This window comes from Martinezella rhizogenes (genome assembly GCF_027460065.1).
Taxonomy (GTDB): domain Bacteria; phylum Pseudomonadota; class Alphaproteobacteria; order Rhizobiales; family Rhizobiaceae; genus Agrobacterium; species Agrobacterium rhizogenes_C.
In genome coordinates this window covers 378,718-398,198 of the sequence record NZ_JAPYZZ010000001.1, presented here as the reverse complement: position 1 = coordinate 398,198, position 19,481 = coordinate 378,718, and the positions used below count along the sequence as shown (strand labels likewise).

Annotated in this window: 19 protein-coding genes; 8 read left to right on the top strand and 11 right to left on the bottom strand. The window is 59.8% G+C overall.

Annotation, left to right across the window (positions count from 1 at the left end):
- Positions 1 to 12: 12 nt before the first annotated feature.
- Genes O8B93_RS01925 through dapD form a run of 3 tightly spaced genes read right to left on the bottom strand, consistent with a single transcriptional unit; the run spans position 13 to position 2,658 of the window.
- Positions 13 to 609: a hypothetical protein gene (locus tag O8B93_RS01925; RefSeq protein WP_173986163.1), complete on the bottom strand. Its 597-nt coding sequence runs from the start codon at positions 607 to 609 to the stop codon at positions 13 to 15.
- Positions 593 to 1,789 carry a succinyl-diaminopimelate desuccinylase gene (dapE, locus tag O8B93_RS01920; RefSeq protein WP_269708128.1) on the bottom strand — a complete coding sequence of 399 codons (1,197 nt, stop codon included), beginning with the start codon at positions 1,787 to 1,789 and terminating at the stop codon, positions 593 to 595. The genes O8B93_RS01925 and dapE overlap by 17 nt, the downstream gene beginning before the upstream one ends.
- 14 nt (positions 1,790 to 1,803) lie before the next feature.
- Complete coding sequence (gene dapD, locus O8B93_RS01915) at positions 1,804 to 2,658, bottom strand: 2,3,4,5-tetrahydropyridine-2,6-dicarboxylate N-succinyltransferase (RefSeq protein ID WP_269708127.1); 855 nt, start codon at positions 2,656 to 2,658, stop codon at positions 1,804 to 1,806.
- A 136-nt stretch (positions 2,659 to 2,794) separates the two neighbouring features.
- On the opposite strand from dapD, the gene O8B93_RS01910 reads away from it, so the two are divergent.
- Together O8B93_RS01910 and O8B93_RS01905 are read left to right on the top strand one after the other, a co-directional pair.
- Complete coding sequence (locus tag O8B93_RS01910; protein ID WP_405048997.1) at positions 2,795 to 3,661, top strand: LOG family protein; 867 nt, start codon at positions 2,795 to 2,797, stop codon at positions 3,659 to 3,661.
- A 168-nt stretch (positions 3,662 to 3,829) separates the two neighbouring features.
- On the top strand, positions 3,830 to 6,157 hold the full coding sequence (locus tag O8B93_RS01905) for a methyl-accepting chemotaxis protein (RefSeq protein ID WP_269708628.1): 2,328 nt from the start codon (positions 3,830 to 3,832) through the stop codon (positions 6,155 to 6,157).
- A 68-nt stretch (positions 6,158 to 6,225) separates the two neighbouring features.
- Here the strand turns inward: O8B93_RS01905 and O8B93_RS01900 are convergent, their stop codons facing one another.
- Entirely contained in the window at positions 6,226 to 7,170 is a 945-nt protein-coding gene (locus O8B93_RS01900; RefSeq protein WP_269708125.1) for a nucleoside hydrolase, read from the bottom strand.
- A gap of 205 nt (positions 7,171 to 7,375) precedes the next feature.
- Between O8B93_RS01900 and O8B93_RS01895 the strand changes: the two genes are divergently transcribed.
- The gene (locus O8B93_RS01895) at positions 7,376 to 7,801 is read left to right on the top strand and encodes an Hsp20 family protein (protein ID WP_269708124.1); all 426 of its coding nucleotides are present in this window, start codon (positions 7,376 to 7,378) and stop codon (positions 7,799 to 7,801) included.
- A gap of 56 nt (positions 7,802 to 7,857) precedes the next feature.
- Entirely contained in the window at positions 7,858 to 8,115 is a 258-nt protein-coding gene (locus O8B93_RS01890; protein ID WP_003503706.1) for a BQ00720 family protein, read from the top strand.
- A gap of 42 nt (positions 8,116 to 8,157) precedes the next feature.
- On the opposite strand, the gene O8B93_RS01885 is transcribed toward O8B93_RS01890, so the two are convergent.
- Positions 8,158 to 8,739 (bottom strand): EF-hand domain-containing protein, encoded by a 582-nt coding sequence (locus O8B93_RS01885; RefSeq protein ID WP_269708123.1) that lies wholly within the window; start codon positions 8,737 to 8,739, stop codon positions 8,158 to 8,160.
- A gap of 116 nt (positions 8,740 to 8,855) precedes the next feature.
- Positions 8,856 to 9,569 carry a pyrimidine 5'-nucleotidase gene (locus O8B93_RS01880; RefSeq protein WP_269708122.1) on the bottom strand — a complete coding sequence of 238 codons (714 nt, stop codon included), beginning with the start codon at positions 9,567 to 9,569 and terminating at the stop codon, positions 8,856 to 8,858.
- A 106-nt stretch (positions 9,570 to 9,675) separates the two neighbouring features.
- Here O8B93_RS01880 and O8B93_RS01875 point away from each other — a divergent pair, with 106 nt between their 5' ends.
- Positions 9,676 to 10,593, top strand: a complete 918-nt coding sequence (locus O8B93_RS01875; protein WP_269708121.1) for a DMT family transporter — start codon at positions 9,676 to 9,678, stop codon at positions 10,591 to 10,593.
- Between the two features lie 45 nt (positions 10,594 to 10,638).
- Here the strand turns inward: O8B93_RS01875 and argB are convergent, their stop codons facing one another.
- Complete coding sequence (gene argB / locus O8B93_RS01870) at positions 10,639 to 11,523, bottom strand: acetylglutamate kinase (RefSeq protein ID WP_269708120.1); 885 nt, start codon at positions 11,521 to 11,523, stop codon at positions 10,639 to 10,641.
- 356 nt (positions 11,524 to 11,879) lie between these two features.
- On the opposite strand from argB, the gene O8B93_RS01865 reads away from it, so the two are divergent.
- Positions 11,880 to 12,257, top strand: a complete 378-nt coding sequence (locus O8B93_RS01865; RefSeq protein ID WP_269708119.1) for a hypothetical protein — start codon at positions 11,880 to 11,882, stop codon at positions 12,255 to 12,257.
- A 12-nt stretch (positions 12,258 to 12,269) separates the two neighbouring features.
- On the opposite strand, the gene yihA is transcribed toward O8B93_RS01865, so the two are convergent.
- The 4 genes from yihA to rpmH are packed head-to-tail and all read right to left on the bottom strand — an operon-like array spanning position 12,270 to position 15,273.
- Complete coding sequence (gene yihA, locus O8B93_RS01860; protein WP_006310229.1) at positions 12,270 to 12,923, bottom strand: ribosome biogenesis GTP-binding protein YihA/YsxC; 654 nt, start codon at positions 12,921 to 12,923, stop codon at positions 12,270 to 12,272.
- Positions 12,920 to 14,716 carry a membrane protein insertase YidC gene (yidC, locus tag O8B93_RS01855; RefSeq protein ID WP_269708118.1) on the bottom strand — a complete coding sequence of 599 codons (1,797 nt, stop codon included), beginning with the start codon at positions 14,714 to 14,716 and terminating at the stop codon, positions 12,920 to 12,922. Before yidC ends, yihA begins: the two co-directional genes overlap by 4 nt.
- Positions 14,716 to 15,099: a ribonuclease P protein component gene (rnpA, locus tag O8B93_RS01850; RefSeq protein ID WP_269708117.1), complete on the bottom strand. Its 384-nt coding sequence runs from the start codon at positions 15,097 to 15,099 to the stop codon at positions 14,716 to 14,718. Before rnpA ends, yidC begins: the two co-directional genes overlap by 1 nt.
- A 36-nt stretch (positions 15,100 to 15,135) precedes the next feature.
- On the bottom strand, positions 15,136 to 15,273 hold the full coding sequence (gene rpmH / locus O8B93_RS01845; protein WP_003493611.1) for a 50S ribosomal protein L34: 138 nt from the start codon (positions 15,271 to 15,273) through the stop codon (positions 15,136 to 15,138).
- A 351-nt stretch (positions 15,274 to 15,624) separates the two neighbouring features.
- On the opposite strand from rpmH, the gene O8B93_RS01840 reads away from it, so the two are divergent.
- Together O8B93_RS01840 and O8B93_RS01835 are read left to right on the top strand one after the other, a co-directional pair.
- Positions 15,625 to 17,673, top strand: coding sequence for a methyl-accepting chemotaxis protein (locus tag O8B93_RS01840; protein ID WP_269708116.1), 2,049 nt, complete (start codon positions 15,625 to 15,627; stop codon positions 17,671 to 17,673).
- Between the two features lie 248 nt (positions 17,674 to 17,921).
- Complete coding sequence (locus O8B93_RS01835) at positions 17,922 to 19,340, top strand: sensor histidine kinase (RefSeq protein ID WP_269708627.1); 1,419 nt, start codon at positions 17,922 to 17,924, stop codon at positions 19,338 to 19,340.
- The last annotated feature ends 141 nt before the right edge of the window (positions 19,341 to 19,481 follow it).

Sequence of the window (19,481 nt, the reverse complement as noted above, 5' to 3'; positions counted from 1 at the left end):
CCCCGCCGCCTCTCAGGCGGGATAGACGCCGAGAAAACGCTGCAATGCCTCCGACAGCAACATGGCGGGCACCAGCAGCGTCATGACCACTGCCGAGACGAGCAGCGACTGGTCGCGGATGAAAAATCTGACGATCCGCGAAAAGGCGAAGACCAGCGACAGAAGCAGTGCCAGCCACAAAATGGCGATCAGCCCCTGCAGCGGCGGCAGAAAGAATGCGATCAGGATCAGGACCGCATAGGCATAGGAAAAGGGCAGCGACAGCCAGTTCATTGTGGTGACGAGCGGCGCGAATTTTTCCCGGGCGCCAAAGGCGTAGAGCAGCATGCCGATCAACAGCAGCGGCACGATCCAGCAGATGGCCTCGACCATGGCCAGGCGGAAGAAGAAGATGAAGCCCGTTCCTGTTCCGGGCGGATAGCTGGCGAGAAAGGCGGCGCGCAGCCACAGCCAGGAAACCAGCATGGCCGGCAGGCACCACAGCGCCGAATAGAAAGATCGCCACATGCCGCGCTCGGAGAGATCGAGATATCGCGCGCCATTGTGATCGCCGAGCAGCAGAAGCCACAGGCCTGTCAGATAGAGCCTGACTTCACTTGCCGTCGGCATGGGCGAACCAGCGTTCGATAAAGGTCTCGTAAATGCGTGTCAGCGTCTCGAGATCGGCAACGGCCACGCGTTCATCGACCATATGCATGGTTTGCCCGACGAGACCGAATTCCACGACAGGGCAATAATCCTTGATGAAGCGTGCATCCGAGGTGCCGCCGGTGGTCGAAAGCTTCGGCTCCTTGCCGGTTACGGCTTCAACCGCGCCTGACAGTGACGAGATGAGCGCATTGTTGCGGGTCAGGAATACATGGCTCGGACGGTCAGCCCAGACGATCTCATATTTGACCGGCGCCCGGTCTGGGCGAAGCTCGCCTTCGGCCGCTGCGGCATCGAGGCGGCGGATGATCTCCGCCCGCAGGCTCTCTGCTGTCCAGGTGTCGTTGAAACGGATGTTGAAGGCTGCCGTCGCCCGCGCCGGAATGACATTGGTCGCGGCATTGCCGGTGTCGACGGTCGTCACTTCCAGATTGGATGGCTGGAAATCATCCGTGCCGTGATCGAAGGGCGGATGCATCAGCGCATGGGTGAGCTGCAGCAGCCCGCGAATGGGGTTGTCGGCCAGATGCGGATAGGCCGCGTGTCCCTGCACGCCATGGACCGTGATCCGGCCGGAAAGGGATCCCCGGCGGCCGATCTTGATCATGTCGCCCAGCTGGCCGGGATTGGTCGGCTCGCCCACGACACAGGCGTCCCATGTCTCGCCTCTGGCGGCTGCCCATTCCAGCAGCTTGGAGGTGCCGTTGATCGACGGGCCTTCCTCATCACCGGTGATCAGGAACGAGACGGAACCCTGCGGTTTGCCGTGTTTTTCGATATGGCGGGCAATGGCGGCCACGAAACAGGCGATACCGCCCTTCATGTCCACCGCGCCGCGGCCGTACATTTCCCCGCCGGCAATCTCCGCCGAGAAGGGTGGATGGCTCCATGCGGCCTCGTCACCCACAGGCACGACATCCGTATGGCCCGCAAACATCAGATGCGGACCCTCGGTGCCGAGCCGGGCATAGAGGTTTTCCACGTCAGGCGTTCCCGCCTCGCTCGCCACCATCCTGTCCACCTGGAAGCCAAGCGGTGAGAGCAGGGTGTCGAGTAGAGAAAGCGCGCCGCCTTCCGCAGGCGTCACCGAGGGGCAACGGATGAGGGCGGCGAGATTGGCAACAGGATCGGTCGTGGTCATGGTATCAGCTTTTATCAGTCGCGCAGAAGCTCGTTGATGCCAGTCTTGGAGCGGGTCTTCTCATCGACGCGCTTGACGATCACGGCGCAATAGAGGTTCGGGCCCGGCTCGCCGTTCGGGAAAGACTTGCCCGGCATGGTGCCGGCAACGACGACGGAATAGGGCGGCACTTCGCCATAGGTGATCTCGCCGGTGGCGCGATCGACGATCTTGGTAGACTTGCCGATGAACACGCCCATGCCGAGAACGGCGCCTTCGCGCACGATGCAGCCTTCCACGACTTCCGAACGAGCGCCGATGAAGCAATTATCCTCGATGATGGTCGGGCCGGCCTGAAGCGGCTCCAGAACACCGCCGATTCCGACGCCGCCCGAAAGATGCACGTTCTTGCCGATCTGCGCGCAGGATCCGACGGTCGCCCAGGTATCGACCATCGTGCCTTCATCGACATAGGCACCGAGATTGACGAAGGAGGGCATCAGAACGACGTTCTTGGCCACGTAAGCCGAACGCCGCACGACGGCATTCGGCACGGCGCGGAAACCGGCGGCACGGAACTGGTTTTCGCCCCAGTTCTCGAATTTCGACGGCACCTTGTCCCACCAGGTGGATTCGCCCGGTCCGCCGGTCACAATCTCCATGTCATTCAGACGGAAGGAAAGGAGCACGGCCTTTTTCAGCCACTGGTTCACCTTCCAATTGCCATCCGCCTGCTTTTCGGCAACGCGGACCTTGCCGCTATCGAGAAGTTGAAGAGATGTGTCCACCGCGTCGCGAACCTCGCCCTTCGTCGATACGTTCACACCATCGCGGTTGTCGAAGGCGGTTTCGATGATGGTTTCGAGGGAGGTGAGATCCGTAAGGCTCATGGAAAATTCCTTAAAGTCGCGTGTGGTCTGGTCACGGATGGTCCCGCGCCGCTGGAAGGCTCTGGCCATTTGATCTAAGGGAGTGTTGGAAAGGCGTCAATGTGATTTGGGTGATTTGGCGCGTCAGACGAAAGGCATGGAAATGACACGACTGAAAAATGGCAAATTGCGGCGCAAGGACGGGGCATGGGACCCGTTGAAGCGCAGTGCTGTGGACAAGCAGCAGGCCGAGGTCGTTGTCAAAACGCCGCAGTCGGATTCCCCGTCCTACCGGCTGGCCTATGTGGATACGGACTTTCTCTGCCGTGAGGAACTGCGCCCGGTCAGGCTTCAGCTGGAACTTCTGAAGACGGAAATGGCGCTTACCGAGCGCGGGATCAATTCCACCGTCGTCATGTTCGGCGGTGCCCGCATTCCCGAACCGGGCGGCGAGGCCTGGGCGGCGCGCAACGAAACGCAGAAGCGCAATCTGGAGCAATCCTCGATTTATTACGAGGAGGCGCGCAAATTCGCCCGCCTTTGCACCGACTATGGCGCGAAATCCGGTCATCTGGAATATGTCGTGGTCACCGGCGGCGGCCCCGGCGTCATGGAGGCGGGCAATCGCGGCGCTGCCGATGTGGGAGGACCGTCGATCGGCCTCAACATCGTTCTACCGCACGAGCAGGCGCCCAACCCCTATGTCACACCGGAGCTGAGCTTCAATTTCCACTATTTCGCCATCCGCAAGATGCATTTCCTGATGCGGGCGAAGGCCGTGGTAATCTTCCCCGGCGGTTTCGGCACGCTCGATGAATTGTTCGAGACGCTGACGCTGATCCAGACGAAACGCATGGCGCCGATTCCGCTCATCCTGTTCGGGGAGAAATTCTGGCGCTCCGTCGTCAACTTCGAGTTCCTAGCGGACTTCGGAACCATTGCGCCGGAAGATATGGAGCTGCTGCATTTCGCCGAAACGGCCGACGATGCATGGAACATCATATCCACCTATTACGAACACTGATTTTTTGCTTGGCGCGGCGAAGTAATTTTAGGGCTTAATTAGCAAACATAACCTATTTTTACCTCGTCGCGCTGCAGCACACTGTCCTACTGTGGACGGGCCTCCATGACGGAGATTTTCATCCGTTTCCGCCAGCTTTTTCGAGCCGGCGATTTGATCGAGGCCAAGATGTTCAATTTCAAAGTGAAGTCGCTTGCGACGAAGCTGATCCTCGTGACTGGCTGCGCCATCACCACGGTTCTTGTCGCATCGAATTCCTTCCTCATTTCCCAGACCAGCGAGCGCGTTCACGCGCTGACCATGGAGCAGGCCAATACCGAGGCGCGCGCCATCGCCAACGTCATTGCCGCCGATGTCGGCGAACTCGGCAGCGCCGCGCGCTCCATGGCCGGTGTCATCGGTCGTGCGCATCAGGCGAAATCGATGGACCGGCCGGGTATCGTCAATATCCTGAAGGCCAATGTCGAGCAGAATGCCTTCGCTTTCGGAAGCTGGTTCTGTGAGCAGCTGGGTCTTTTCGATGGACAGAGCACGGAGATTGCCGACAGGCTCGATCTCGGCACCAATAAAAATGGCGTCTTCGCCCCCTACTGGTCGAAGACCCAGAAGGGCGATATCCAGTTCTCGACTTTCGATAATGATTACGCCGCTGAATGGTGGGCGCTTGCCGCCAAGACGGGCAAGGGCGCCATAACCCAGCCCTATCTCGCCCAGGGCACGGAAGTGCCCACCACCATGACCTCGCTTGCCTACCCGGTCATGTCGGACGGCAAGATGATCGGTGTGGCGGGTGTCGATATTTCGCTGGCCTCGCTGTCGCAGAAGCTGCAGGCGCTGCATCCTTTCGAAACCGGTCGCGTCACGCTTGTTTCCCAGGGTGGCCAGTGGCTGGTGCCGCCGACGCCTGAGCAGAACATGAAGGCCTATGACGGAGATGGCTCAAGCACCGTTCAGGCGGCGATTACGTCCAGCAAGCAGGGCCTCATCGAAAATCTTGGTCTCGATACCGACGCACCCTATAACCGTCTTGTTTATCCTTTCGCCGTTCCGGGCCTCAATGCGACCTGGGTGGTGCTAGTGGATATTCCGCACAAGGCCCTGAACGCACCGGTTCAGGAGCAGACCTATCTGATGATCATCGGTGCAATCGTCATTCTCGCCGCTGTCATCGCCGCGCTTTATTTCGCCGTTCGGCATTTCGTCGGCAACCCGCTCGCCTCGCTGGTCTCCGATGTCCGTACGCTCAGCGATGGACGCTATGACGTGCCGGTATCCGGCCAGGACCGCCGGGACGAGACCGGTGCCGTTGCAACTGCGCTCGAAGGCTTCCGGGCGAAGCTCGCCGGTATCCGCGAGGTGGAGGCGGAAGCCCAGGCCCAGCGCGGCCACGCGGAGACGGAGCGCCAGCGGTCGGAGTTCGAGCGTAACGAGAATAGCCGCCTGCAACAGCACATTGTCGGCGCGCTTGGTGCCGGCCTCAATGCTCTTTCACAGGGCAATCTGACCTACCGTATCGAGGATGAATTCCCCGGCGAATACGCCAAGCTGCGCGCTGACTTCAACTCCGCGCTTGAAAGCCTTGAGGAAACGGTGTCCACCGTCAATGCCACTGTCGTCAGCATAGGCAACGGTACCGGCGAGATCACCCGCGCCGCCAGCGATCTCTCGCATCGCACGGAACAGCAGGCCGCCAGCCTCGAAGAAACCGCTGCGGCCCTCAACGAGTTGACCGCGCAGGTCAATTCCAGTGCGGAAAACGCTGCAGAGGCGGCCGGCGCCGTCAGCCATGCCTGCGATGACGCTGGCAAGTCGGGCGAGGTCGTCCAGCAGGCCGTGAACTCCATGCAGGGCATCGCGCAGTCCTCGGCGGAAATCTCCCGTATCATCGGGGTGATCGACGAGATCGCCTTCCAGACCAATCTGCTGGCACTGAATGCCGGCGTCGAAGCGGCCCGCGCGGGCGATGCGGGCAAGGGTTTTGCCGTCGTCGCGCAGGAAGTGCGTGAACTTGCTCAACGCTCCGCCACCGCCGCCAAGGAGATCAAGGGCCTGATCAACACGTCGGCCACGCAGGTGGGCGAGGGTGTGCAGCTGGTCGGCAAGGCCGGTGAGACTATGAAAAAGATCGCCGATCAGGTTCTGCAGATCAACCAGCTGATACGGCAGATTTCCGCCTCGGCCAGCGAGCAGGCGGTAGGCCTGAAGGAAATCAACTCCGCCGTTACCCAGATGGATCAGGTCACCCAGCAGAACGCGGCGATGGTGGAGGAAACCACGGCGGCCAGCGTGACGCTGAACAGCGAAGCCGAAACCCTGAAATCGCTCGTTGCCGGTTTCGCGGTCTCCGGCGGCCATTCCAGCCAGCAATTGCGCGCCGCGGCGGCGACAATGCGTGCGCCGGCCGCTCCGGCAAGGGCTCCCGCTTCGGCTCCGCGTGCCCGTCCGAGAACCAGCGGCGCAAACGCGCTGGCGCAGGATGACTGGACGGAATTCTGATCCGCCATTCCCGCTGAAAATAAAAAGGCCGCTGGTTTTTCCAGCGGCCTTTTTTGTCCCTGTCCGGATCAGAGCCGGGCGAAACGTTCGGTCAGCAACTCAAAGAAACCATCCGCATCCACATTGCGCATCACGCGGGCATTGGCCGGACGGTCCGTCACTCGCCACCAGTCCACGACAGTCATGCCCATGGTCAGCTCGGAAATGACCTCGATTTCGACATTGCACTCGCGGCCCTCGAAAAGTTCGGGCTTGAGGAGATAGGCAATGACGCTCGGATCATGCAACGGGCCGCCATCAGAGCCGTATTTCTCGATGTCGAAACGCTCGAAGAATTCCAGCATTTCCGCCATGGCGATGGCAGGGCGCGTGCCGAGGTCGCGAATGCGGTTGACGCGTGCCTTGGTGGTCAGCAGCTTGTGGGTGACGTCGAGCGGCATCATGACAATAGGCATGCCGGAGCGGAAAACGATATCGGCAGCCTGCGGATCGACATAGATGTTGAATTCCGCCGCCGGCGTGATGTTGCCACCCTCGAAGAAGCCGCCGCCCATCATCACCAGTTCCTTGACGCGATCGGCGATCTCAGGTGCCTTCAGGAGAGCCAGCGCCACATTGGTCAGCGCGCCGAGCGTGCAGAGCGTGACCGTGCCGGCGGGTTCCCGTATCAGCGTCTCGATGATGAAATCGACCGCATGCTGCTTTTGCGCCTCCATGGTCGGCTCATCGAGAACCGGGCCGTTAAGGCCGGTGCTGCCGTGAACATGTTCGGCGGTGATGGGCTTGCGCACCAGCGGCTTCTCGGCGCCCTCATAGACGGGAATATCGGTGCGGCCACACAATTCGCAGATGATGCGGATGTTGCGGCTGGTCAGTTTCAGCGGAACGTTGCCGGCAACGGCGCACAGTCCAAGGATGTCGATTTCGTCGGGGCTTCCAAAAGCGAGCATGATTGCCGCCGCATCGTCCTGGCCCGGATCGGTGTCGATGATGATTTTTCTGCGTTCTGCCATGTCTTGCCCGCCGTTGAGATGAGCGCTTTTTTCGAGCGGCGGATACTCACTTGTCAAGCCTCATTCCTCCCTCTCGCCTTTGCCCGTGTTTCGCCTTGCGCATCGTGGGTCGGCTTCCCATATTGCTTGAGCCGGTGCGATTGACCGGCAAGGTCGCCGGAAGCGGGACCGCGAAACGTCGCTTGGTTGCAAGGACAGAGAAGATATGAGCCGCATGACGCCATTCACCCACCCGCTTTTGCTGGGTTTTGATGCCATGGAAAAAACGCTGGAGCGCATGGCGAAGGCCAATGACGGCTATCCTCCCTATAATATCGAGCGCCTGCCTGGCAGCGAGAATGTGCCGGAGCGTCTGCGCATCACCATCGCGGTTGCCGGTTTTTCACAGGACGATCTGGATGTGACGACCGCTGACAATCAGCTCGTCATCCGCGGCCGCCAGCAGGAACAGGAAAAAAGGGATTTTCTCTATCGCGGCATCGCCGCGCGACAATTCCAGCGGGTCTTCGTGCTTGCCGATGGCATGCAGGTGCGGGAAGCCCGCCTGCGCAACGGCCTTCTTTCCATCGATTTGGTCCGGCCCGAAATTTCAAACGTGGTAAAGAAAATTAATATTTCCGTCTCAGAGTAGAACGTGAACGCCGGAATCGGACATGAATCGCTCGGCGTGAAGAAGGAGGCTGAAATATGCTCTTAAAAGAAGCGCATGCGCGTCTCACCCAGTCCCAGCTCGCCCATATCGGTGAGGGAGAAGTGGGATATATCCGCAAGATCCGTGCGGAAGACGTTAGCCGCTGTTTCCCGGAAGCGCCTGATCTCGATCCGCAGCTGGATCTGTGGGCGCTGTTCGGTGCGGATGGTACGCCTATCCTCCTGACAGACAATCGTTCCAGCACCTTTTTCAAGGCGGCGGAAGACGATCTAAAAACCGTCAGTCTCCATTGAAAGAAAAAGCCCGCCGATTAAGCGGGCTTTATATTTCCGGGATCAGAGGAACGGGCGGTCCGGCATGTCATCGATGGAGATGACGCCGTCCTTGTTCCTGTCCAGCCGCTCGAACATTTTTTCGCCGGCGGCAGTGAATTCGGCCTTGCTGATCTGGCCGTTCTCATCCGTATCGGCCATGCGGAACATCGCGTAGGCTGCACCCTTGCCGCCATGTTTGCCCCAACCCTGACGGTCGCCATGTTCACGTTCGGCGCGCTTGCCTTCGGGACCCTTGGCTTCATCACCCTCGGGGCGCGGGTGGGCGGCGCGGAATGCCTCCATTTTTGCCTGGCGGTATTCACGTATTTCCTTCGGCGTGATCGAACCGTCCTTGTCCTTGTCGATCTCGGCAAAAAGCGCGTCCTGACGTGCGGCGAACTCTTCCTTCGTAATCTTGCCGTCCTTGTTGGTGTCGGCCACCTTCAGAAGGTGAACGTACATCAGTTCCGGGCGGAACGGCATGCGATCGCCGTGGCCTTTGCCGTGCGGGGGCGGGGCAGCGAAACTTGCCGTCGCGGCCGAGCCGAGCAAAAGGGCTGCGCCAAGAGCAGAGAGTGCGATTTTTCGTGTAGACATCGTCATTACCTTCCGTTGGTTGTCCCTGGGGAAGAAGATAGTGACGCAAGCGCCAGCCCACTACTTAAACATCCGTAAGGTGGATGAAGCTTCGGTAATCTTGTCCGTCAGTGCTTGGCCGGTCAGTTCCTGATGGTTTTCGTCAGAAACCCGGTCAGGTCGTCGGTGATGTAGTCGATATGCTCATCCGTCACATCAGGGATTTCCCAGCGTTCCATGATCACGCCCTCAAGGTTTGAAGGAACCAGCAGCACGGTCTTCATGCCAAGCGCCTTGGGAGCTGCTAGATTGCGCGGCAGGTCCTCGAACATGGCGGCGTTTTTCGTATCGAGTTTCGCGAGGGCTGCGAACTTCTCATAGGTCGCGCTGGCCGGCTTCGGCAGGTAACCGGCGGCGACGATATCGAAAATGTCCTCGAAATGATCGAGAATACCGAGCGCGCTGGCCGCGGCCTGGGCATGTTTGACGCTGCCATTGGTGAGGATGAACTTGCGGCCCGGCAAAGCCTTGATAGCTTCGCCGAGTTCCGGATGCGGCTTCAGCGCCGAATAGTCGATGGCATGGGCACGTTCCAGAAACTCGTCTGGGCTGATGCCGTAATTGATCATCAAGCCCTGCAGCGTGGTGCCATGGTCGTGATAATAGCGCTTCTGCAGCACACGCGCCTCTTCGGGGTCGAGCTTCAGAAGCTCCGCCACATAGGCCGTCATGTTACGGTCGATCTGGGAAAACAGATTGACGTGATGCGGATAGAGCGTGTTGTCGAGATCGAAGACCCATTCGCTGACATGGGCGAAATCGGCGGCGTCGGGCAGGTTTTTCGGCTTTGTGTCCATGGGCTGCTTTATGCCCGTTTCGAACGGCGAAGAAAATCGAAAAGACGACGATTGACCAGAAAATCGAGCTTGGCTGTGGCCTCGCGCGCATGATACCGCCAAGGCCATGGAACTCTGGTTAGGCATTACTTTCGCAAGCGCGTTCCTGCAGAACCTGCGCTCGACGTTGCAAAAGCACCTCAAGGGCATGATGGGCACGACAGGTGCAACCTTTGTGCGCTTCGTGTTCGGCATGCCCTTCGCTCTCGCTTATCTTGCATTCCTGCATTTCGGGCTTGGCCGGCCACTGCCGGTGCCGAATATATCCTTCGCCGTATGGGCAACTGTCGGGGCCATGGCGCAGATCGCCGCCACGTTCCTGCTGGTGCACCTGTTCTCTTTCCGCAATTTCGCTGTCGGTACGGCCTATTCCCGCACCGAGCCGGCGCAGGCGGCGCTGTTTGCCCTCATCTTCATCGGTGAAAGCGTCACTGGCGGTACATTGGCGGCCATTGCGATCTCGGTCGCCGGCGTCATGCTGATTTCCGTGGCGCGAACACAAGTGACGCCCGCGTCCTTTCTGACCGCGATCTTCAGCCGGACGGCGGGTATCGGCCTTGCTTCGGGTGCATTCTTCGGCCTGTCCTCGGTTGCCTATCGGTCGGCGTCGCTGGCGCTTGCGCCGAGCCTGCCTGCCCCGGATGCGATGATGCAGGCGGGCTTTACCCTCGTCGTCGTCATTGTCATGCAGACGGTGTCGATGTTCCTCTGGATCATCTGGCGCGAGAGGGAAGAATTGCGGCGCATCGTTAAGGTCTGGAAACCGTCGCTGGCCGTCGGTTTCGTGGGCGCCACGGCCTCATTCGGCTGGTTCACGGCAATGACCCTGCAGCAGGCCGCCGTCGTGAAGGCGCTGGCGCAGGTGGAAATGCTGTTCGCCTTCGCCTCGACCGTGCTTTTCTTCAAGGAGAAGATCAACCGGCTCGAACTGTCCGGCTGCCTGCTGATTGTCGTTGGCGTGCTGTCGCTTCTGGCATTCGGCTGAATGCCAGATATGGCGGACAGGCTTGCCATCCGCCACTGACATGCATCAGGGCACGATGAGCGTACCGGCGCCTTCGGTGAAGATTTCCAGAAGGACGGAATGCGGCGTCTTGCCGTTGAGGATCACCACGCCTTGCACGCCGGCCTTGATGGCATCGATGCAGGTCTCGACCTTCGGGATCATGCCGCCGGAAATCGTGCCGTCCTTGATAAGCGCGCGCGCCTGCGAGACCGTCAGTTCCTTGATGAGTTCCTTGTTCTTGTCGAGGACACCGGGCACATCCGTGAGGAACAGAAGGCGTGAGGCGTGAAGCGCTCCCGCAATGGCGCCAGCGAAGGTATCGGCATTGATATTGTAAGTAGCCCCGTCACGGCCGGGGGCGACGGGGGCGATAACCGGGATCATCTCCGATTTTGCAAGCAGATCGAGCAGGGTGCGATCGACTTCCACGACTTCACCGACGAAACCGAGATCGAGCACGCGCTCTATATTGCTGTCGGGATCGATGACGGTCTTTTTCGCCTTTTCGGCGAAGACCATGTTGCCATCCTTGCCGCACAGGCCAATGGCCCATTCGCCCGTCTGGTTGATGAGGGCAACGATTTCCTTGTTGATCGAGCCGGCCAGAACCATTTCAACAATTTCGACGGTCTTGGCGTCGGTGACGCGCAGGCCGCCCTCGAACTTCGATTCAATGCCCATCTTCGACAGCATCGCACCGATCTGCGGGCCGCCGCCATGGACGACGATGGGGTTGATGCCGGACTGCTTCAACAGGGCGATGTCTTCCGCGAAAGCCTTGCCGAGCGTGGAGTCGCCCATGGCGTGGCCACCATATTTCACCACGATTGTCTTGTTCTCGTATTTCTGCATGAAGGGCAGGGCCTGCGCGAGCAGCCGTGCCTGAATTTCGCTTTCGGAAGAAGTCATGGAAAAACCTCGGTCTATGGTGGCGGCCGCAAGAGCCTTTCATCGCTCTACAGCATCGGCGCAAAAATCGGAATCGATTTTTGCAGTGCAGGATGCATGGATTCGACATATCGCCGCGTTTGCAAGGACAGGTGAATCTCCGCTTTTGACGAATGAAATAACCTGCGGGCCTTATTGTGTCGGCCCATAGTAAAATTCTGTTTTTGGGCGGCTTCAGCTGCGTAATATGATTGACATAAAGCACCAATCGGACCAGCTTTGTTGGAAGCAGGGGAGGGGTTATTCAGCAGGGCGACGGGACATGTCGCGCGTCGTGAAACGATGCTGGCCTGAACGACCGAGGAGTTTGCAGACCCATGACGGCACCGGATCGAGACAAGCAGAGCGGGTTGCGGGACGAAGTGCTCGCCGGCGAATATGTGCTGGGTGCCCTGCCGCCGGAAAGCATGGCGGAGCTTGCAAAGCGCGTGAAGCGCGATCGTCAATTTGCCGCCATGGTCAGGCGCTGGCGGGAAAATCTCGCCGAAACGGAATATCGGGAAAAAGCGACGATGGCCGCCTTGCTTGAAAGGGATCCGTTGAGGTCCAGCCTGCCTTTTCGAAGCCAGCCGCTACGCAGCGGCAGCGTGTTCGCCGCCATGCTTTCGGAAGTCTGGCATTCGGTGCGCTTCTGGCGGCTTCTGGCGTTGACGGCGATGCTCTGGACCGCCGTTCTGCTTTTCACCATCGCCTGACGTGAAAACGCGCTAGAGCGAAACGGTTCTGACGATCTCAGCGCGCAGATCGTCCAGCCCGAACGATTTTTCCGACGACGTGGCAAGGACTTCGGGATAGGCAGCCGGACGCTTGCGGATTTTCTCCAGCGTTTCGCCAATCAGGCGGGGAACGCCAACGTCCTTGATCTTATCCGTCTTCGTCAGCACGACCTGATAGGAAACGGCGGCCTTGTCGAGCAGGCTCAGGACCTCTTCGTCGTTCTTCTTAATGCCATGGCGGGAATCGATCAGCACATAAACGCGCTTCAGCGTTGCGCGGCCACGCAGATAATCGAAGACAAGCTTCGTCCAGGCATCGACATGGTCCTTGGGAGCCTGCGCGTAGCCGTAACCGGGCATGTCAACCAGCGCCATCGGCGGCAGGTCGCCCGGCTCGCCGGAATAACCTTCAGGAACGAAATAGTTCAGTTCCTGCGTGCGTCCGGGCGTGTTGGAGGTGCGGGCAAGCCCCTTGTGACCCACCAATGCATTGATGAGCGAGGACTTGCCGACATTCGAGCGACCGGCAAATGCAATTTCCGGCGGGCCCTCGGGCGGCAGGAATTTCATCGCGGGAACGCCACGAATGAAAATCCAGGGTCGCCCGAACAGGGGCTTTTCGGTTGCCGTGCCGGTCTCACTCATTTCGATTGCACCGGCTTTCGCTTGAACAGCCCTTTTATATTATCGAACAGTTCGATCTTGGCGCCGTGACGCTTCATGATGAGGGCCTGCTGGCTGATGGAGAGCGTGTTGTTCCACGCCCAGTAGATGACCAGACCAGCCGGGAACGAGGCCAGCATGAAGGTGAAGATCAGCGGCATCCAGGTGAAGATCATCGCCTGTGTCGGATCGGGCGGCGTCGGGTTCATGCGCATCTGCAGGAACATCGTGATGCCCATGACGAGCGGCCAGACGCCGATCATCAGGAAATGCGGCACGTCGTACGGCAGAAGGCCGAACAGGTTGAACAGCGACGTCGGATCGGGCGCGGAAAGGTCGTGAATCCAGCCGAAGAACGGTGCATGCCGCATTTCGATGGTGACGTAGATGACCTTGTAGAGCGCGAAGAACACCGGAATCTGCAGAAGCATCGGCCAGCAGCCGGCAACCGGGTTGATCTTCTCTTCCTTGTAGAGCTGCATCATCGCCTGCTGCATGGCCATGCGGTCATCGCCATGCTTGGCTTTCAGCTCTTCCATCTTCGGCTGCACGCGCTTCATGTTCGCCATGGAAGCGTATTGCTTGCTGGCGAGCGGGAAGAAGAGCGCCTTGACGACGATGGTGGTGAGCAGGATGGCCACGCCGAAATTGCCAAAATAACGGAAGAAGAAATCCATCATTTTGAACATCGGCTTGGTGATGAAGTAGAACCAGCCCCAGTCGATCAGAAGGTCGAACTTCGGAATGGAATAAGCGGTCTCGTAACGATCGACCAGCGGCACTTCCTTGGCACCGGCGAAGACGAGGCTCTTCAGCTCGATAGACTGGCCGGCTTCGACCGTCATCGTGTCGCTCTTGAAGTCGGCCTGATAGCTCGGCTGATTGCCTGTAATGTGGGAGTAGCGCGTCTCGAACGGCGTCATCTGCGGGGGAACGATGGCCGCGGCCCAATATTTATCGGTAATGCCGAGCCAGCCGCCGGTTGCCTTGGCAACCGTTACGGGCTCCTCTTCGACGTCTTTGTATTTCTTTTCCGTCAGGCTGCCGTCTTTGCCCGAGACACCGAGAAAGCCCTCGTGGATGACGAAGACAGGGGGAATTGCCGGCTTGTTGTTGCGCGTCACGCGGCCGTAAGTGGCAAGCGAGATCGCAGCCTGTCCGGGGTTCTCGACCTTGTCGGTGACCGAGATCATGTAATGCTCGTCGATCGAAACCGTACGCGAGAAAACGACGCCCTTGGAATTGGTGTAGGTCAGGGTGACCGGGGTGGTTTCCGTCAGCTTGTCGCCGCTTGCAAGCGTCCAGACGGTCGTCGGACCGGGAACGCCGCCGACGTCCTGTGCTGCAACGTAACCGAGTTCGGTGAAGTAACCGTCCTTGGTATCGGCAGGCGAAAACAGCGTGATGATCGGGCTCGAGTCATCGACAGTCTCATGGTAGCCCTTGAGCCGGATGTCATCGAAACGGGCGCCGGTCAGGTTGATCGAGCCGGCGATGGCGTTGGTGTCGATGGTGACGCGCTGGGTCTTGGCGATCGCTTCTTCCCGGGTCGCCGTGGCGGCGGCTTGCGTGGAGGATGCGGGCGGCGCGCCTTCGACGGTCGTGCCGGGTGCTGCACCCGGTGCCGGCTGCTGCGTCGTTTGCTGCTGCGCCTGGCGGGCCTCTTCGGCGCGGCGCTGCTGCTCGATGCGCGGATTCATGTAAAGGAATTGCCAGGCGAGGACGATGACAACCGAAAGGGCTATCGCGATGAAGTAATTACGGTTCTTTTCCATCATTCTTTCCTGGAGCGGGTCTCCTGGGACCGTTTCGGTTTCGCCGTTCCTTCAATGCGCTCGGCAAGGAGAGACTGAAGTTTCGGGAAGGCCGTATCGAGTACGTCCCTGCGGGCGACAATCACATAGTCATGACCGGGCTTCATTGCGACCCCGGCAGAAAGCCTGACGGCTTCCTTGAGACGGCGGCGCATGCGATTTCGCTCGACCGCGTTGCCTTGTCTTTTCGTTACGGTAAAACCGACGCGAGGCTCGGTTTCAGGGGCCTTTCGGTCAAGCACTTCCACAAGAAAGGTGCTTCCCCGCCGTTTTTCCCCCGCCTGAACGGCAAGAAACTCCGACCGGTTTTTAAGCCGGCCGGGTTGTTTTTTAGTCTCGCTCATGTGCCCGCGACTTTCATCGGGCCACAGGCTCGGCAATTAAGCCGACAGACGTGCGCGGCCGCGCGCACGGCGGGCTGCGAGAACCTTGCGGCCGCCGGCAGTAGCCATGCGGGCACGGAAACCATGACGACGCTTGCGAACAAGCTTGGACGGTTGGTAGGTACGCTTCGACATTTATTTAATACCGCGGTGTGCGGCCCTTCTTGAATTTGCAATTATTTGCAAGAGCGTTTCGTTTTTTGCACGGCTAACCCCGCCTGGGCGAGCTTTCTATGGCCGAGCGTGCGCGGCTTATAAGGGCATAGGCCGAGCAAAGTCAATTGCCGAAGGGGTTTTAGCACTTCACCTTTTACTGAAAACACACCGCCCTGTCCTTTGCCGTTCGTCGGCAAAGGCTGATTCCCGCGCGCGATTGCTAAAATCCGAAATTCTTTCTTAACGCGACATTGATAAATCTTGTGACGCGAAAAGTTATGCCAGCTTCCCATTTTCATCCTGGTGCTGGTCTTTGTTGGGGGAACGAAATTGAGAATTCGCGGTCGTATCAATCTACTTGTCGGGCTGATGAGCCTTGTGGCCTGTACCATCGGTGGACTATCCATCTATGCGGTCAGCGAATTCCGGGTCCGCACGGTGGAATATGAAAAGGCGGCGGAGCGCGCCTATAAGGGCGAGGCGCTCAACCGGCTGGTCACCGCGGTCGTGATGGAGGCGCGCGGGGTCTATGCCGCCGCCGATATCGAAAAGGCGGCACCCTTCGCGGATGGTATCGTCAAGAACCTCGACGCCATGGAAAAGCTGATCGCCACATGGACCCCTCTCGTTCCGGCGGAACAGAAGGCGACATTCGATAATCTCTCCAGCCGCTTCAAGGAGTTCAAGACCTTCCGTCTGGAGACCGCGCGGCTTGCCCGTGAAGCCGGCCCGCAGGCGGCCAATCAGCAGGGCAACAACGAGGCGAACCGGGCCAACCGCAAAGCCTATCAGGCGGAAATCGACGCAGTCGTGAAGAACGACATTGCCGAACTCGAGGCCGTCAAGGCCGGCATCGACGATTTTGTAACGACAACATTCTGGCTGGTCATCACCGTCACCGGCAGTGGCATATTGGCCGGCGCGGCCTTCGGTCTTTATATCGGTGCGCGGCAGCTGAGCGCGCCCATCCGCAGGGTTTCGGAAGTGATGAACGCCGTGGCCGACGGAAATCTGGACGCGGATGTACCCTATCTCGGCCAGAACGACGAAATCGGTGAGATGGCGGCGGCCGTTGAGGTCTTCAAGAAGAACGGCCGCGAAGTGCGCCGCATGAACGCTCAGGAAACCGCCATGCGCGCCAAGAGCGACGATCTTCAGGCCGGCATGGCTGTTGTCGTCGATGCTGCGGCAGGGGGGGATTTCAGCCGCCGCATCAACAAGGATTACGGCGACGAAAACCTCAACCGTTTCGCCGCAACGATCAATGCATTGCTCATCGGGGTAGACAATGGCGTCTCCGAGACCAGTCGCGTCATCGAAGGTCTGGCACGCGGCGACCTGACGGAAAAGATGGACGGCGACTTCCGCGGCGTCTTCGCCGAACTCAAGGAAAACGTCAACCAGACGCTGACCAAGCTGCGGGACACGATGCGCGAGGTGCGCAGCAGCACGGAAGGCATCAGCGGCAACGCCAACGAGTTGCGCTCGGCCGCCGACGACCTGTCGAAGCGGACGGAACAGCAGGCAGCCGCACTGGAGGAAACCTCCGCCGCGCTGGACGAAATCACCGCCGTCGTGCGCAATTCCACCGATCGTGCGCAGGAAGCCAGCGCCATGGTCGCCGAAACCAAGCAGAAGACGGAAGAATCCGCCAATGTCGTGCGCGACGCCGTCTCCGCCATGGATCGCATCGAGCACGCCTCGCGCGAAATCAGCCAGATCATCAACGTCATCGATGAGATAGCCTTCCAGACCAACCTGCTGGCATTGAATGCCGGGGTGGAAGCGGCGCGTGCAGGCGAGGCCGGCAAGGGCTTTGCTGTCGTTGCCCAGGAAGTACGCGAATTGGCGCAGCGTTCCGCAACCGCCGCGAAGGACATCAAGGCGCTGATCACCAAATCCGGCGAGGAAGTCGGCCGCGGTGTGTCGCTGGTGCAGAGAACGGGCAGTGCGTTGAGCGAGATCGAGACCCGCGTCCTCGCCATCAACGAGCATATCCATTCGATCGCCACGGCCGCCAGAGAGCAGTCCACCGGCCTGCACGAGGTGAATACCGCCATCAACCAGATGGACCAGGTGACGCAGCGCAATGCAGCCATGGTGGAGGAAACCTCGGCCGCGACCCACAAGCTGAGCAGTGAGGCGGACCATCTCGTGACGCTGGTGACGCGCTTCAATGTAGGCGCCGAGACGGCGCAGCGCAGCCACCGTATCGAGCAGCCTTTGCGGCCGATGACGGCATCCGCCGGACCGGTTGCAGTCTCCGGCAGGACACCGGCCGTCGCTTCCCCGGCCCGCAAGTTGATGAACAGCGTCAGCCGTGCGCTCAATGCCCAGCCCGCCGCGGCTCCGGCGCATGGCGACTGGCAGGAATTCTAGAGGTCCTGCCGTTCGCCTCAACCGGCTCACCCACAAGCGCCGCCCCTTTTGGGCGGCGTTCGTTTTTCCGGCACTGAAAACGTTTGTTTTGCAGCGCATTGGAAAAATATCCATTAGGTCCTATTATCGTTGCTGCATATAAACCGAGCCGTTCCACGCAAGCAGCGGCGCGCATACAGGATCATGGCCCGGTGTTTTCTAAAGGCGTAGACAGCTTGGACCGCACGCAAGACGATCCGGTGCATTGCATGCCGGGATTGACCGCCGGTCTTTCCGGGCGGCTGCTGCTGCTCACCGTGATTTTCGTGATGATCGCTGAAGTGCTGATCTTCGTGCCATCAGTTGCCAATATGCGTCTTTCCTGGCTGCGTGACCGTCTGAACACGGCCGCCGCCGCCGGCGCTGTCATCGATGGCTTGCAGGCCGAACTGCCACGAAGCGTGCAGAACGACACGCTGATGGCAACCGGAGCGAAGCTTATCGCCCTGCGCAAGGACGGCACGTCGCGTCTGCTGGCCGTGGCGGAAACACCGCCCGGCGTTGACGAGCAATATGATCTTTCCGATGTTTCGCAGGTGGCGGCGGTGCGGGACGCCTTTTCCACCCTGCTGTTCGGCGGCAACCGCGTCATCCGCGTCTTCGATGTGGTGGGAGACAGCGACACGATCATCGAGTTGGTGCTGGGCGAAAACAAGCTGCGGGCGGCGATGCTTGCCTATGCTCGCAACGTTTTCCTGATTTCCATCGTCCTGTCGCTGGTCACCGCGGGCCTGATCTTCATCTCCATCAACCGCATCATGATCCGGCCGATACGCCGGCTGACGCTAGGCATGCAGAATTTCTCGGAAGATCCAGGCAATCCCGAGCGGATTTTCGTGCCGGAAGAGGGCACCGACGAACTCGCCGTAGCGGGCCGCCACCTCGCCGACATGCAGACGGAACTGCAGAAAACGCTGCGGCAGCAGAAGAACCTCGTGGATCTCGGCCTTGCCGTGTCAAAGATCAACCACGACATGCGCAATATCCTCTCCTCCGCGCAGCTCATGTCGGACCGCCTGGTCGATGCCAAGGACCCGATGGTCAGGAGTTTCGCGCCGAAATTGCTGCGCACCATCGACCGTGCCGTGGCCTATACGGGTGAGGTTCTGGCCTATGGTCAGACGACGGAGGGAGCGCCGAAACGCAAGATTGTGCCGTTGAGCCTGCTGGTGCGGGATGTGCGCGATATTCTGGCCCTTGATCCGGACAGCGGCATCGAGTTTCAGGACAGCGTTCCCCCCGATTTGACGGTGGATGCGGACTCCGAGCAGCTTTTCCGGGTGATCCACAATCTCTGTCGCAATGCCGTCCAGGCGCTGCAATCCGACGCGGCAAATGCGGCACCACGGCATCTCTCCATTTCGGCTCAGAGGGCCGGCAGCGTTGTCAGTATCGTCATAGACGACAATGGGCCGGGAATGCCGCGCAAGGCCAAGGAGAACCTGTTCTCCGCGTTCAGGGGATCGGCCCGCTCCGGCGGCACGGGCCTCGGGCTGGTCATTGCCCGCGAGCTTGTGCTCGCCCATGGCGGTACGATCGCGCTTGTTGAAAAGCCCGGCCCCGGCACGCAGTTCCGTATCGAAATCACCGACCGCGCCGCCTCCGTACAGGCAGCCAGAACCGCCTGAAAAACCCGCCCGGCGGCAGGTTCGGAAAGCCGTTATCTCCGGCGGAATCGAGGTCCCATCAGGCACACGAAAAATGACCTGCATGGAATTTACAATATAATCAATATGATACGCGAATTGCTGCGGAAAAATGACAATTTC